Genomic DNA, 15600 nt, shown 5'->3' on the forward strand with positions numbered 1-15600 from the left:
TCAACCACTCCCCCCAAACAAAAAAACAGGAGCGCCTATACCCAGACGCTCCTGTTTCATTTCCACTGAACTCAATCAACTACATCCCAAACTATTCCCACAGTTCAGGCACTTATAGCATGTGCCGGAGCGGATGGTGATGTGGCCGCAGACGTTGCAGATGGGGGCGTCGCCCATCATGCTGGCCAGCACTTGCTGGGTCTGTTCCATCAGCACGGTGCGACTCTGCGTCACCAAGGTATAGCCATTGGCTTTCACGTCGCTTGCCAGCTCGGGCTGGGCCGCCGGGGTGGCGACGGCTGGTATAGCCGGGGCGAGGGGCAGGGCCGGCTCTGGGTTCTTCTCACTCGGCACATGCACGAGGTCTTCGCGCTTCAGGTACTCGTAGCCGAGGAGGCGGAAGAGGTAGTCGAAGACCGAGGTGGCGGACTTGATGTTGGGGTGCTCCACGCGGCCCGCCGGCTCAAAACGGGTGAACGTAAAGCGACTCACAAACTCTTCCAGCGGCACCCCATACTGCAGGCCCAGCGACACCGCGATGGCGAAACAGTTGAGGATGGAGCGGAAAGAGGCGCCTTCCTTGTACATGTCGATGAACACTTCGCCAAGCTCGCCATTCGGGTACTCGCCCGTGCGGATGTACACGGTATGACCGTCAATCTTGGCTTTCTGGGTGAAACCGTTGCGCTTGTCCGGCAGCTTGCGGCGCTCCACCATGTGGGCCAGTTGCTTGCGGAACGGTTCGTTGGCGGCGTCTTCCAGAATGGCCTTGGCGGCCTGCAGCACCTGTTCGGCACTAATGCTGTTGTCGGTCTGCGGCGTTTCCGCGTCGAGTGCCGTGTCGGTTTCGGCTTTCTTGCTACTCGACGAGAGCGGTTGCGAAAGCTTGCTGCCATCGCGGTAAATCGAACAGGCCTTCAGGCCCAGTTCCCACGACAGGAGGTAGCAACGGGCGACTTCTTCGCGGGTGGTTTCGTTGGGCAGGTTGATGGTCTTGGAGATGGCCCCCGAAATGAACGGCTGCACGGCGGCCATCATCTGGATATGGCCTTCGGGCTTGATGAAACGCTTGCCTTTGTGCCCGCACTTGTTGGCGCAGTCAAACACCGGGTAATGTTCTTCGCGCAGGTAGGGCGCCCCTTCGGTGGTTATGGTGCCGCAGATGTAGTCGCTGGCTTCTTCTTGCTGGGCATAGGTATAGCCGAGCGCGGTTAACAGGTTGAAGTCCGGCTGGTGGTACTGTTCCGGTTTAAAGCCGATTCGCTGCAGTGTGGCGTCCCCCAAGGTATAGGCACTGAGGAGCGAGGCCACATCATAAGCCGTCGGCAGGGCCGCTTACAGTTTCTGTATTTCTTCGGGCGTGAATCCTTTGGCCGTGAGCGATTCTGCATTGATGTGCGGAGCGCCCTTGAACGTCGCGTGGCCTTTGGCGTAGTTCACGATGGCATGTATCTCGGCTTCGGTATAGCCCAGTTTGCGGAGCGCGGCAGGTATAGATTGGTTGATGATTTTGAAATAACCGCCACCGGCCAGTTTCTTATACTTCACCAGCGCAAAGTCAGGCTCCACGCCCGTCGTGTCGCAGTCCATCAGCAAACCGATGGTGCCCGTCGGGGCGATGACCGTGGCCTGTGCGTTGCGGTAGCCATGCTTTTGACCCAGTTCTAGGGCTTCGTCCCACGCAGTGCAGGCGGCTTGGTGCAGGTAATCGGGGCAAAGGGCAGGGTCGAGCGGCACGGCAGGTATAGACAAGCCTTCGTATGCTTCGGGTGTGTTGTGCGCGGCCGCCCGGTGGTTGCGGATGACGCGCAGCATGGCTTCTACGTTCAGTTTATACTTCGGAAAAGCACCCAGTTCGGCGGCCATCTCGGCAGAAGTCGCATAAGAAGTACCCGTCATAATCGCGGTGAGCGCTGCGGCTACCGTGCGGGCTTCGTCGCTGTCGTAGGCGAGGCCTTGCACCATCAGCAAAGCACCGAGGTTGGCGTAGCCCAGCCCGATAGTGCGGTAATCGTAAGAGCGCTGGGCCACTTCTTCGGAGGGGAACTGCGCCATCAGCACCGAAATCTCCAGGACCATGGTCCAGAGGCGGCAGGCGTGGCGGTAAGCGGCTACATCAAATGTCTGTTTGGAAGTATCGAAAAAGCGAATCAGGTTGAGGGAGGCGAGGTTGCAGGCCGTGTTATCGAGGAACATGTACTCCGAGCACGGGTTCGAGGCGCGGATAGGCCCTTCGGCGGGACAGGTATGCCACTCGTCAATAGTCGTGTCGAACTGCAGTCCGGGGTCGGCACAGGACCATGCCGCGTCGGCTATCTGGCTCCAGAGCTCGCGGGCAGGTATGGCCTTCACCACTTTGCCCGTTGAGCGGGCCCGGAGGTGCCACGGCTCGTCGTTTTGCAGCGCCTTAAAAAAGGTATTCGGCACGCGCACCGAGTTGTTCGAGTTCTGTCCCGACACGGTCTGGTACGCTTCGCCGTTATAGTCCGAAGAGTAGCCCGCCGCGATCAGGGCCGCCACTTTTTTCTCTTCTTCTTTTTTCCAGTTGATGAACTCCACAATCTCGGGGTGGTCAAGGTCGAGGCACACCATCTTGGCCGCCCGTCGTGTCGTACCGCCCGACTTGATAGCCCCCGCTGCACGGTCGCCAATCTTCAGGAAAGACATCAAGCCAGAGGAACTGCCACCACCGCCCAGCGCTTCGTCTTTGCCCCGGATGTTCGAGAAATTAGTGCCCACACCCGAGCCATACTTAAAGATGCGGGCTTCCTGTACCCAGAGGTCCATAATGCCACCTTTGTTTACGAGGTCGTCATCCACGGCCAGTATAAAACAGGCATGCGGCTGCGGCCGCTCGTATGCCGAAGTCGACTCCTGCAGCTTTTCGGTTTTGGGGTCTATATAATAGTGTCCCTGCGCCTTGCCCTTTAGTTTATAGGAGTTGTAGAGGCCAGTGTTGAACCACTGCGGCGAGTTGGGCGCGGCGTACTGCCCGAGGAGCATGTATACCAGTTCGTCGTAAAAAGCCTGCGCGTCTTCGGGCGTCTTAAAATAACCATGCCCTTCGCCCCATGTTTTCCAGCAATCCGCCAGACGGTGCACCACTTGTTTCACCGATTTTTCCGCGCTTTTGCTGCCATCTGGCTGCGGCACACCCGCCTTGCGCAGGTACTTCTGTGCTAATATATCGGTGGCGATTTGCGACCAGTTTTTGGGTACTTCCACGTCCTCTATTTCGGCCACAATACTGCCTGTGGGGTCACGGATAGTGGAGGACCGTTTTTCGAAGTCGAACAAGGCATACGGGCTCTCACCGTGACGGGTGAAGAAGCGGGAAACCGCCAGTCCGCTGGCTTTTGCTTTTCCTTTTTTCATAGGGTATTGTTTTCTTTCTGAGGTTAATTTAAAGCTATCAGGAAGCTTAAAAGTCGGGGAATGGTAGGGGGAAATAAATGACAAAGATCATTTTAATAAAAGACTTTTAACTCTTTTATTATGGATTGTCTGTACTACTTTTACATCGGCAATCATTTACAACCCATTATTCATTTAAAACAACACCATGGAAACCATAGAAAAATTAGACGTAACGGTACTGGAGCCTCGCATGAAGCACCCGACCATTTTTAATTGGTTCGACAACCTGGATGGCGGCGAAGCTTTTGTGATTCACAACGACCACGACCCGAAGCCGCTGTACTACCAGTTGCTGGGCGAGCGCGGCAATACCTTTACCTGGGAGTACCTGTTGCAGGGCCCGGAAATCTGGGAAGTGAAGATTTCGAAACTGACACCGGAAGAAGGGGAGACCGTAGGCGAACTGGTGGCCAAAGACTACCGCAAGGCGCAGGTGTTCAAAAAATACGGCATCGATTTTTGCTGCGGCGGCAAGAAATCGCTGAAGCAAGTGTGCGAGGAAAAAGGCATTAGCCCCGAAGTGGTAGAAAACGAACTGAAAGCCATGCCAGCCACAGGCAGCGCTGCCGCTCGTGGCAACGAGTACGAGAAGTGGGACCTGGGCTTCCTGGGCGACTACATTGTGAACATGCACCACAGCTACGTACGCGAGGCGATTCCTACGCTCTACGAATACACCACCAAAGTTGCCCGCGTGCACGGTGGCCGTCACCCGGAAGTGGTGGAAGTAGCCAAGCACTTCGTGAACATCGCCAATGAACTGGAGGCCCACATGCCGAAAGAAGAGCGCGTACTGTTCCCCTTCATTAAGCAGATGGTAGAAGCCAAGAAGAGCGGCGTGCAGTTGGACCGTCCGGCATTCGGCAGCATTCAGAACCCGATTAACATGATGGAGATGGAGCACGAGGCAGCCGGCGGCGAACTGGAAGCCATCCGCAACCTGACCAACGACTATACCCTGCCAGCCGATGCTTGCGCCACCTACCAGGTGATGTTCGCGAAACTGCAGGAGTTCGAAGAAGACCTGCACCGCCACATCCACCTTGAGAACAACGTGCTGTTCCCGAAAGCGGTGGAACTGGAGAAAGAGGTGTTGAAGTAAATTGTCTGAATCTTTATATAGGGCCCCTACCCCAAGGATTTTCAGGATTAGAGGATTGACAGGATTCTCGCATAGAGAGATACCCACCCCAAGGATTTTCAGGATACGAAGAGGGCCCCTACCCCCAGGATTAACAGGATTTGTTTAGGTGGATTTAAGTGCTGTTCCAATTGGAGAGAGCCTCCTTTCAAGGCCACTTAGATTTGATTGTCATTCTGTTAAGAAACTTGGTAGAAGGGAGGTTAAGCCTAAGCTACTTGTAACCAAGATCCTTTCAGGATGACAAAAAGTAGGGAGCAAGTCCCCCTTGGGGGTAGGGGCCCTCGATAAAGAAGGGGGTAGGGGGATGACAATCGTGCAAGAGCATTCCCCTCCTGGGAGGGGCAGGGGTGGGTTTACACCAGTGAGCAAACCCCTAATCCCACTCTTCTTCTGAAAACTGACACTATTAAAATTACAAACGGGCAAGGCCCACCACACCTATGACAACCGCTACCAAACCACTCAAAAGAGATAAAAGCCTGGTGCCGCTCTCACGGGAGCACCACTTCGGGCTGCTATTTTGCTGGAAACTGAAGCATGGCATGGCCAACGGCACTTCGCTGGACATCATGCGCCAGTATATCCAGTATTTCTGGAGGAACATCCTCAAAGCGCACTGCCGGGAAGAGGAAGTCATTCTGAAAAGACTATTGCCAAAAGATGATGTGATGTCGGCCAGGCTGCATGAAGAGCACCAGTTGATCGAGGCCATCATTGGACTGATCAACAAGCAGAAGAACCTGAACACCTCGCTGGTGGCTACGCTGCAACAGGACCTGACCGACCACATCCGCTGGGAAGAGCGCGAGCTGTTTCCATACCTGCAAACTGTGGCCGATCCGGAAGAGCTGGCTGATGTGGGAAGGTTGCTGGAGCATGACCTAAAAGAACCAGTAGATGAGTTCTTGCCTGCTTTCTGGGAGCACAAAAAGGTAGCGTAACCATGGAGCTTTCTGCCACCACCCGAATCTCGACTATTCTGCGGGAGAACCCTGCGGCGATAGAGGCCATTGTGTCGATCAACAAGCACTTTGAGAAGCTGCGAAATCCCGTGCTGCGCAAGGTGCTGGCTTCACGGGTCACCATCGCCGACGCCGCCCGCATTGGAAAGTGCAGGGTGGAGGATTTTTATGAAAAGCTGCAGCCCCTGGGCTTCAGCGTCGCGTCATCACCAACTTACAACAAAAGGGCTATCCCCATGGAAACGGATATTTTGGAAAGACCCGCCTTTATGGCAAACCTAAAGGCAAATGATACCATTGTGCTGGATGTGCGCGATACCATCGCCAAAGGCGACGACCCATTCCTGCAGATCATGGACGCGGTGAACAAGCTGACCCCCGAGCAGGTGCTTTGCATCGTGAACACCTTCGAACCGATTCCGCTCATCGCCATCGTGCGCCCCAAAGGCTTCGAGTACTATACCGAAACGCTGGGGCCGAATCTGGTGAAGACTTATTTTAAAAGGCAACGTGTTGGAGAGGAATTGGAGGTTACTAATTCCAAAACCGAAGAGAATTTCGATGACCTTTTGGCCAGGTATAGCGACAAACTGCAGCACATCGACGTGCGCCAGATGGAAATGCCGCAACCGATGGTGTCTATACTCAGTGCGTTGGAAACACTGCCTGAAAATAACGCACTGTATGTGCATCACCGCAAAGTACCGCAGTTTTTGCTACCACAATTGACAGAACGGGGATTTCAGGTGTGTTTAAAGGAGGTAGGGCCCAATGAGGTGTATTTGTTGCTTTACAGGTAAAGGCCCTCGCTCGCGTCCCGCGAGTGTGAGCTATCCAGTGGCGTCCCGCCACTAGTACCGATAGGTACAAACCATAGCGGCCAGAGTCCGCAAAATAGCTCACACTCGCGGGACGCGAGCGAGGGAGAAGATAGCCATAGACTTTATTTGGACCAATGCTGTCTTTTTGGATGACTTTTGTCATTTCGATTGGTGAGTGAAATCTGGAATTTTACAAATAAGAGAAAGGGAGATGGGAAACGATTAACCCACCCCTGCCCCTCCCAAGAGGGGAATTTTGGGAATGATTCGGACAGGTCGCGACCTGTCCCTACAACTGGAAAGTTCTTCGGCAGAGAGACCCCTTTGGGGGTAGGGGGTGATTAATCGTGTAAGAGCATTCCCCTCCTGGGAGGGGCAGGGGTGGGTTAACATTACACGAAAATCCTGTTAACCCAGGGGGTAGGGGCCCTCTTTAAAAATCCTGCAAATCCTGATTCAGACAATTATCAAACAACAGCCAAAACCATGAGCGCCGCAACTATATCCAATTCACCATCTAAATGGCTTGTACTGCCGCACTACGCCTTCGCAGCGTTGTCCTTTCTGGTGCTGTGCCTGCTGCTGGTCTTCTCCACCGATGCCTTTGGCGGACACTATTTCCATCCAAAGCTACTTACAATGACGCACGTAGCAGCATTGGGCTGGGCGACGATGATCATCTTCGGGTCAGTTTACCAATTGCTGCCAGTGGTGCTGGAAGTGCGGCTCTACAGTGATAAACTGGGTATAGTGGCATTTGCGATGCTGTCAACTGGTACGATCCTGCTTTCAATAACTTTCTGGAATTTTTGGGTGGGCACCATCATGCACATTGCGGCGTGCCTGCTCTTTATCGCCTTTCTGCTCTTTGCCTATAATGTGGTGCAAACCGCTTGGCAGGTAAAAAAATGGGGCATTGAGGCAGATTTCATGGTGACGTCAGTTGTGTGGCTGGTGGCTACGGGACTAGTGGGCGTATTGATGGTTTTTAACTTTCAGTATCCGTTTCTGCCGCAGGACCACGTGCATTATCTGCAACTGCATGCGCACCTGGGGATGGCGGGTTGGTTCCTGCTCCTGATCGTGGGCGTTGGATCCAAACTGATTCCGATGTTCCTGCTTTCACATCCTGAAGATACCCGAAGCCTGAACTGGAGCTATTACCTGATCAACGGTGGGTTGGTCCTCTTTGCGGCAGACCACTTGTTTGTACACACAGGCTACTATGCGCTGTATGCGACTTTGGTGGTATCCGGTATAGGCTGCTTCCTCTACTTTCTGTACCAGGCCAAGTGTCTCGCCAAACGACCTGATCTGGACATGGGTATGAAACAGACCTTTGTGGCACTGGCCCTATTGGTCCTACCTGTCGTGCTGGTATTTGTAGTAACGCTGCAGTTCGGCCTGCCACAACGCTTGTTGTCGTCACTATACCTGGTGTATGGGCTCTCGATCTTCTTTGGCTTTGTGTCGGCGCTTATACTGGGCCAGACCTTCAAGACGCTGCCATTCATTGTCTGGATGCACAGCTACGAAGACTATGTCGGCCGTTTCAAGACGCCGCTGCCCAAGGACCTTTATAGTGAAACGTTGCTGCGCTGGCAGAACAGCGCTTACATTGTCGGGTTGTTGGGTTTGTTTGGAGGCGTACTGCTGGCAGAGCAAATCGTGATCTTGCTGGGGGCGGTGCTACTGAGCATAGCGGCGGTGCTGTATGCGGGCAACGTGTTTAAGGTGCTGCTGCACAAGGTGAAATATTTAAAACCATTTGGATATGAAAACGCAGGAACAGGAGCTCGTCAACGAAGCGTATGATGCGCTTAAGTACATCATCGACCCTGAAATAGGTATAAACATTGTCGACCTGGGGCTTGTATATAAAGTGACGCTGAAGGAAGAAGAGGAGAAGCTGCACATAGAACTGACTCTCACCACGCCGGGCTGCCCCATGAGCGGCACTATCACCACGGCGGCAGAGCAAATGCTGCTCAAGTGTTTTCCGAATCTGGAGATAGAAGTCGAACTGGTATGGCTCCCGCAGTGGATACCCGACATGATAAGTGTAGAAGGCATGCGATTACTGGGAAATACCTGATAAATTTGCACGCCGGAGCAAGAAAATAAACGGACAAGGTTATGCTTTCGAAAACAACAGAATATGCCCTGCGGTCCATCGTGTACATTGCGATGGCTGATGAAGAAGGCAAGCGTGTAGGCATAAAGGAAATAGCGAACGAACTGGAACTGCCTGCCCACTTTATGGGCAAGATCCTGCAGGACATGGTGCGCAAAGGTGTCATTGCATCCATCAAAGGCCCGCATGGCGGATTCTTCCTGCACCGTCCTGCCAACGAAATCAATATACTTGAAGTAGTGCGCATCATCGATGGACTCGAGGCTTTCAAGAAATGCGGCATGGGCATGAAGCACTGCTCCGATAAACATCCTTGTCCGCTCCACGATGAAATAAAAGCATACCGCGACCACTTGCTCAAGGTGTTCCGCGACAAGACCATAAAGAGCTTGGTAGACGACGTGAAAACCGGAAAATATTTCATTAAAAACCAACCTGAAGAAGTGCTGGATGGCGGAGCCCAAGGTATAGCTTAAACAATCCTAAAACACACGGTGACAGCGACTCTGACTCGGGGCCCATCTCTGCAAATTTCAGAGCCATGCACCCCTTTGCTCAAACCCAGGAGATAGAGGCCTGCAGGAGGCGATGGAACGGTTTCAGCCCCTTCCTGCGGGCCTTTTGACATTAAGGCCCTAGTGCTTATATTTAGGAAAATTAATACGCGTGAGAGAACAAGACCATTCCGATAACCAGCATATAGACAGCGAGTCACGCTTAAAAACCATCATTGAAACGGCCATCGATGGTATCATTACAATCGATAGTCGTGGTACGGTAGAGACGGTGAACCCAGCGGCTGCCCATATTTTTGGTTACCAGCCCGAAGAGATAATCGGTAATAATGTGAGCATGCTGATGCCGGAACCTGACCATAGCCTGCACGATACGTACATTGAAAATTACCACCGAACAGGCGTGGGACAGATTATCGGAAAAGGGCGCGAAGTGCTGGGGAAAAAGAAAAATGGGACTGTTTTCCCCTTTCTGCTCAGCATCAGTGAAGTGAATTTGCAGGACAAGCAGATCTTTACGGGCGTAATACACGACATATCAGAACTCAAAAAAACGGAGGCAGCATTACGCGAGAGCGAGAGCCGCATCAACTCCATCATACAGACCGCTGTCGATGGCATCATTACCATCGACACTCGGGGAGTGATTGAAATGATCAATCCGTCGGCCTGCAAATTGTTTGGTTACGACGCCTCGGAAGTGCTCGGGAGAAAGATCAACATGCTGATGCCGGAGCCGGATAAGAGCTTGCATGACAATTACATGCACCACTACCACGAGACGGGCGAGCAACGCATAATCGGGATTGGCCGGGAAGTGTCAGGTCTTAAGAAGGACGGCACGATCTTCCCGCTATACCTGAGCATCAGCGAAGTGCAGCTGGTCGACCGCAAGGTATACACAGGCTTCATCCACGACATCACACGCCAGAAAGTAAGTGAAGAGCGGCTGCGACGATACGCTGCCGAATTGGAGCGTAGTAACCGTGAGTTGCAGGACTTCGCTTATGTGTCGTCACACGACTTACAGGAACCGCTGCGTAAGATCCAGGCTTTTGGGGATCGTCTCAAAATGAAAGAGTACGAAAACCTGAGTGAGCAGGGCAAGGACTATGTGGATCGCATGCTCAATGCGGCCAACCGTATGCAGAACCTGATCAACGACTTGCTCACTTTCTCCAGAGTGACGTCTCAGGCAAAGCCATTCTCCAAAACAGACCTGAACCAGATTGCCAGGGAAGTGGTCTCAGATCTGGAAATTGCCATAGAGCGCAACCATGCCAAAGTAGAAATAGGAGCACTGCACGTTATAGAGGCCGAGCCGACTCAGATGCGCCAATTGTTGCAGAACCTGATCAGCAATGCCATTAAGTTCCGCAAAGATGAAGTAGACCCGATCGTGAAGGTATACGCAAAGGAATTGCAGCTAAAAGCCCACATGACCTCTACACCGGGCGATGAACTGGTGGAGCTGCATGTGGAGGACAATGGGATAGGCTTTGAAGAAAAGTATCTGGACCGGATCTTCAACATCTTCCAGCGACTGGAAGGGCAGAAGTACGAAGGTTCAGGTATAGGACTGGCCATTTGCCGCAAAATTGCAATTCGTCATGGAGGCGATATTACAGCTAAAAGCAAACCGGGGGAGGGTACGCATTTTATTGTTACATTAGCTAAAACACATTTGAAGGAATAAATGCCGATGAAATCGAATAGATCAATCTTGATTCTGATAGCCGACGACGACGCTGAAGACCGCATGCTCATCAAAGAGGCACTGGATGAAAACAGGCTATCGAATGCTGTGCAGTTTGTAGAGAACGGGGAGGAACTGATGGACTACCTGCACAATCGCGGCAAGTATACCGACAAGGAAAAATACCAGACTCCGGGTCTTATTCTGCTCGACCTCAACATGCCTAAAAAAGACGGTCGCGAAGCGCTCAAGGAGATCAAGGCCGATGAGCACCTGCGTGTATTGCCTGTGGTCGTGCTGACTACTTCTAAGGCCGAAGAAGACATCCTGCGCACTTATGACCTGGGCGTCAGCTCCTTCATCACCAAGCCAGTCACCTTCAGCTCACTGGTAGACGTGATGCGCACCCTCAGCAAATACTGGTTTGAAATTGTAGAATTGCCAAAACCCTAGTAAGTTTAGGAGTTTAGGTGTTTGAGAGTTTAAGAAGTTAGAATTGAGAAGTTCGGGTAGATGAAGAGGAAAATTTCATTGACTTCAGCTCGAACTTAATTCCAACACTTTATTTCAAGCACCCCAAATTTATAAATCCTCAACTCCTAAACCCTCCAACTCCTAAACTTAAAATATGCCCGACAGAATACGTGTTTTGCTGGTGGATGATGATGAAGATGACTTTATTATCACGCGGGATATCATGGACGATATTCCGGGGCGAAACTATGTGCTGGAATGGGCATCTTCTTTTAGTGAGGCCATGCCCCTCATCCGGGAGCAGCAACACAATGTCTACCTGGTCGACTTTCGATTGGGAGCGCAGGATGGTTTGGAACTGATCACACAGGCTGTGAACGAAGGTATAAGCGCTCCATTTATCTTGCTTACCGGCCAGAGTGACCGCGAAACCGATGAAAAAGCCATGCGGGCCGGGGCGCAGGATTACCTCGTCAAAGGCACCTTCAACCCCTATGACCTGGAGCGCTCGATCAGGTATAGCATCGAACACGCCAAGAGTCTGGCCGAAATACAGAAACTGAATACGGAGCTGGAACAACGCGTCGAAGAGCGGACCCAGGAGCTGGCCACTGCCATCCATAACCTGGAGAAAGCGAACCGTACCTTGAAAAAGGCGCAGCAGGAAATTTACAAGGCGCTGCAAAAAGAAAAGGAACTCCACGAACTGAAGTCACGCTTTGTGACCATTGCTTCTCATGAATTCCGGACGCCACTCAGCACCGTGCTGTCGTCAGCATCGCTGATCACGAAGTATAAAACGGCCGAAGACGACGAAAAACGCCTGAAGCACGTCGGCCGCATCAAGTCGGCCGTGCACAACCTAACTAACATCCTGAATGACTTTCTGTCGATCAGCAGGATGGAGGAAGGCAAGATCCACAATGTACCGAGTTCATTTGACATGCAGAGTTTCGCAGCAGAGGTAGTCGACGAGATGCAGGGTTTCCTGAAAGAGGGGCAGCGGATAGACTATCAGCATGAAGGCACCCAACAGACCGTATACCTGGATAAGCAGCTCATGCGCAATGTTATGATCAACCTGCTTTCCAATGGCAGCAAGTACTCTGGTGAGGACAGCACAATCTGGTTTACAACCGACATCAAAGGCGACACAGTCAGGCTGGTCGTGCGTGATGAGGGTATCGGTATACCTGACGAAGACAAGACGCATTTGTTTACGCCTTTCTTCAGAGCTCAGAACGTGACCAATATACAAGGCACAGGCTTGGGACTTAACATTGTAAAAAAGTATGTAGAGATAATGGGTGGCGAGCTACGTTATGAAAGCGAACTGGACCGCGGCACCACCTTTACCATCACATTGCCCTATTCCGCACAGATATGAAAAAGATATTGCTGATTGAAGATAACCAGGAGATCCGGGAAAATACCGCTGAGATCCTCACACTAGCGAACTATCAGGTCATAGAAGCCCCCAATGGCAAGTTGGGTGTGGACCTGGCGAAGAAAGAGCACCCGGATCTGATCGTCTGCGACATCATGATGCCGCAGCTCGACGGCTATGGCGTGCTGCACATGCTCAGCAAGTTCCCGGAAACGGCCAGCATCCCATTCGTATTCCTAACGGCAAAATCTGAGAAGGATGACTTCCGCAAAGGCATGAACCTCGGTGCTGATGACTACCTGACCAAGCCTTTTGATGATGTGGAACTGCTCGACGTGGTAGAGATGCGTCTGAAGAAGAATGAGATCATGAAGGCGGAGTTTCAGCGCAACGTGCAGGGCATCGACAACTTTATACAGGAGGCGAAAGGCTACGAAGAGCTGAACAAGCTGATCTCTGAGAACCGTCGTGTGACGGTATTCCGTAAGAAGCAGCATTTGTTCTCAGAAGGCAATTACCCGAGCAACCTCTACTTCCTCAACAAAGGCAAGATCAAGACTTACAAGTCGAATGAAGAGGGACGCGAGTATATCACCAGCCTGTACAAAGACGGCGATTTCATTGGCTACCTCGACCTCCTGGAGGAGAAGACCTACCGTGAGTCTGCCATGGCGCTGGAAGATTCGGAGGTATACATCATCCCGCGTGAGGACTTCTATACCTTGCTCTACCAGAACCGCGACGTAGCAGGCAAGTTTATCAAGATCCTGTCAGACAACCTGGCCGACCGCGAAGAGCGTCTGCTAAAACTGGCCTATAACTCCGTGCGCAAGCGAGTAGCGGAAGCGCTGCTGTTCGTAGAAAAGCAATACAAGGAAGACCCGAACTACAAGTCGGAGGTATCGATTACCCGCGAGGATCTGGCCAGCATTGTGGGTGCTTCCAAAGAAACCGTGATCCGTACCCTGGCTGATTTCAAGGACGAAAACCTGATCGATACCCGTGGCAGCAAGATTATGATTCTGAACGCACAGAAACTGGAGCGAATGCGGAATTAAGGGTGACATTTCTCTTGCCTGAAAATGACCAATGTCATGTTTTGATAGGCTTAAATTAGAGACCTTTGCATTGTATCTGAGAGAAAGACCATGCAAAACCAGTTCAAAGCCCTTACTTTATCCTATAAGCAAGCACCTATTGCCGTTCGCGAAGCCGTGTCGCTCAACGAGATCGGTTGCCGTAACCTGCTTGATAAAATAAGCGAGTTTACCGACGCACAGGATGTACTGGTGCTTTCTACCTGCAACCGTACGGAGGTATATTACTCAGCTGACCAGGACCTTTCTAAAGCGATCATCAAACTGATCGCCATTGAGAAAGGCTTTATCGCGACAAAGGAAATCTCCGCCTATTTCCAGAACATCACCGACCACCAACAAGCGGTGCAGTACCTGTTTTACGTGTCGCTGGGGCTGGAGTCGCAGGTGGTGGGTGATATGCAGATACTCAATCAGGTAAAGAAAGCCTACCAGTGGTCCGCGGATGCCAGCATGGCGGGCCCTTTGCTGCATAGGCTGATGCATACCGTCTTCTATACTAACAAGCAGGTGTTTAACCAGACGTCCTTCTTCGACGGCGCTGCCTCTGTTTCTTATGCCACAGTAGAGCTCGTAGAGGAACTGACCAAAGGTATGACTGACCCGCGTGTGCTGATGATCGGGGTAGGAGAGATCGGGGCAAATGTTTGCGATAACTTCGGCAAGTCTAAGATCCATAACATTACCATCGCCAACCGCACACACCACAAGGCGCTCGAATTGGCCCAGAAAACCAACTCCCGTGCCATTTACTGGGAAAATGTATGGAAGGAAATGGCGCAAGCCGATGTGGTGATCTCTTCTGTACCGGGCGACTGTTTTTTTATCGGCAAGGATGCTGTTGAGCAGTTGGGTGACAATGCCCCTCAGTTCTTCGTAGACCTTTCGATGCCACGCAGCATTGACGCGGAGATCGAAACACTGACTAATGCGAAGGTATACAACGTAGACAATATCCGTAACCGTGCCACCGAAGCCCTGACCATGCGCATGGCCGCTATACCTGAGGTGAAAGAAATCATAGCTGAAGCGATGGCCGAGTTCAACACCTGGACCCGTGAAATGGCCATGTCACCGGCATTGCAGCAGTTCAAGAGCCGATTGGAGGAGATTCGTCAGCAGGAGCTGGCCCGCTATACCAAGAAGCTGGGTGATGATCAGAAAGAACTGGTAGAAGCCATTACTAAAAACATCCTCAACAAGATCGTGAAGCTGCCAGCCCTGGAGCTGAAAGCTGCTTGCCAGCGTGGTGAGTCTGAGGCTTTGCTAGAAGGCCTGAGCGCCCTCTTTAACCTGGAGAAGCAGGAGGCTTAGGCTATAGTAGCGACTTAAAATGCCTAAACTCAACGGATAGGCAATCCAATTTTGAAGATGTCCGGCACCTTGTAGCGACTTTCACGCTGTTGCTGCAGAACTTGTTGCCCATATCTGTAATTCTGCGATGCATCCATTGCGGGCATATCTTTTATTGATCTGTAAGTAACAGGCAAGGGTATAACAGGAAGTTGCTGAACTGGTTCTTCCGGTAGCTTCGTGTTCAAAACTGCCTGCTTAAAATCGTAATCCGTAGCCCAGGGCATCACATCCACAGTAGGCAGGGTATTGCGCTTTTCTTCTAACCGGATACTTAACGTTATGCTGCTTTCTTTGGTATTAGCAGGTATGGTCAGGTATAGCTTTTCGAAACCCAGCGCTGCGAACACGACGGTGTCTCCTGCCACCACAGGCATCGAAAAATAACCGCTCTTTCGGGTGTGCGTGCCGCGGGTAGTCCCCGGAACATACACAGCCACGCCTTCCAACCCTGTCAGGCTATCACCTGCCACGACCTGACCCGAGAATTGCAGGATTTGTTTGTCCGTCACAAGGCGTGACTGCGCCCCTGCCATCAGGAACTGCATCCAGCAAAGTGCTAACAGGAAGAGGATGCGAGCGGCTTGTTTTTTCATACAG

Annotated in this window: 14 protein-coding genes; 11 read left to right on the forward strand and 3 right to left on the reverse strand. The window is 52.0% G+C overall.

The annotated features are described in order from the left end of the window. Nucleotides 1–75: 75 nt before the first annotated feature. On the reverse strand, nt 76–1311 hold the full coding sequence (locus AC5FX6_RS00655; RefSeq protein WP_493595098.1) for a ribonucleotide reductase barrel domain-containing protein: 1236 nt from the start codon (nt 1309–1311) through the stop codon (nt 76–78). A 24-nt stretch (nt 1312–1335) separates the two neighbouring features. Then, the gene (locus AC5FX6_RS00660) at nt 1336–3459 is read right to left on the reverse strand and encodes a vitamin B12-dependent ribonucleotide reductase (RefSeq protein ID WP_493595099.1); all 2124 of its coding nucleotides are present in this window, start codon (nt 3457–3459) and stop codon (nt 1336–1338) included. Nucleotides 3460–3562: 103 nt separating this feature from the next. Between AC5FX6_RS00660 and ric the strand changes: the two genes are divergently transcribed. From ric to hemA, 11 genes are all read left to right on the forward strand, one after another. Continuing rightward, nucleotides 3563–4519, forward strand: a complete 957-nt coding sequence (gene ric, locus AC5FX6_RS00665) for an iron-sulfur cluster repair di-iron protein (protein ID WP_493595100.1) — start codon at nt 3563–3565, stop codon at nt 4517–4519. Nucleotides 4520–5001: 482 nt separating this feature from the next. Continuing rightward, nucleotides 5002–5502, forward strand: a complete 501-nt coding sequence (locus AC5FX6_RS00670; protein ID WP_493595101.1) for a hemerythrin domain-containing protein — start codon at nt 5002–5004, stop codon at nt 5500–5502. Between the two features lie 2 nt (nt 5503–5504). Then, nucleotides 5505–6323 carry a DUF2249 domain-containing protein gene (locus AC5FX6_RS00675; protein WP_493595102.1) on the forward strand — a complete coding sequence of 273 codons (819 nt, stop codon included), beginning with the start codon at nt 5505–5507 and terminating at the stop codon, nt 6321–6323. Between the two features lie 507 nt (nt 6324–6830). Next, the gene (locus tag AC5FX6_RS00680; RefSeq protein WP_493595103.1) at nt 6831–8159 is read left to right on the forward strand and encodes a cytochrome C oxidase subunit I; all 1329 of its coding nucleotides are present in this window, start codon (nt 6831–6833) and stop codon (nt 8157–8159) included. Continuing rightward, nucleotides 8119–8439, forward strand: a complete 321-nt coding sequence (locus AC5FX6_RS00685) for a metal-sulfur cluster assembly factor (protein WP_493595104.1) — start codon at nt 8119–8121, stop codon at nt 8437–8439. The genes AC5FX6_RS00680 and AC5FX6_RS00685 overlap by 41 nt, the downstream gene beginning before the upstream one ends. A gap of 41 nt (nt 8440–8480) precedes the next feature. Beyond that, nucleotides 8481–8954 (forward strand): RrF2 family transcriptional regulator, encoded by a 474-nt coding sequence (locus AC5FX6_RS00690; RefSeq protein ID WP_493595105.1) that lies wholly within the window; start codon nt 8481–8483, stop codon nt 8952–8954. 190 nt (nt 8955–9144) lie between these two features. Beyond that, nucleotides 9145–10689, forward strand: coding sequence for a sensor histidine kinase (locus AC5FX6_RS00695; RefSeq protein WP_493595106.1), 1545 nt, complete (start codon nt 9145–9147; stop codon nt 10687–10689). A gap of 6 nt (nt 10690–10695) precedes the next feature. After that, nucleotides 10696–11142 (forward strand): response regulator, encoded by a 447-nt coding sequence (locus AC5FX6_RS00700; RefSeq protein ID WP_493595107.1) that lies wholly within the window; start codon nt 10696–10698, stop codon nt 11140–11142. A gap of 175 nt (nt 11143–11317) precedes the next feature. Continuing rightward, nucleotides 11318–12550: a sensor histidine kinase gene (locus AC5FX6_RS00705; RefSeq protein ID WP_493595108.1), complete on the forward strand. Its 1233-nt coding sequence runs from the start codon at nt 11318–11320 to the stop codon at nt 12548–12550. Then, nucleotides 12547–13608, forward strand: a complete 1062-nt coding sequence (locus AC5FX6_RS00710) for a response regulator (protein ID WP_493595109.1) — start codon at nt 12547–12549, stop codon at nt 13606–13608. The genes AC5FX6_RS00705 and AC5FX6_RS00710 overlap by 4 nt, the downstream gene beginning before the upstream one ends. A 90-nt stretch (nt 13609–13698) precedes the next feature. After that, nucleotides 13699–14961 (forward strand): glutamyl-tRNA reductase, encoded by a 1263-nt coding sequence (hemA, locus tag AC5FX6_RS00715; RefSeq protein WP_493595110.1) that lies wholly within the window; start codon nt 13699–13701, stop codon nt 14959–14961. A gap of 29 nt (nt 14962–14990) precedes the next feature. On the opposite strand, the gene AC5FX6_RS00720 is transcribed toward hemA, so the two are convergent. Beyond that, nucleotides 14991–15596 (reverse strand): carboxypeptidase-like regulatory domain-containing protein, encoded by a 606-nt coding sequence (locus AC5FX6_RS00720; RefSeq protein ID WP_493595111.1) that lies wholly within the window; start codon nt 15594–15596, stop codon nt 14991–14993. Nucleotides 15597–15600: the final 4 nt, after the last annotated feature.

The organism is Pontibacter sp. LHS2 (genome assembly GCF_058932845.1).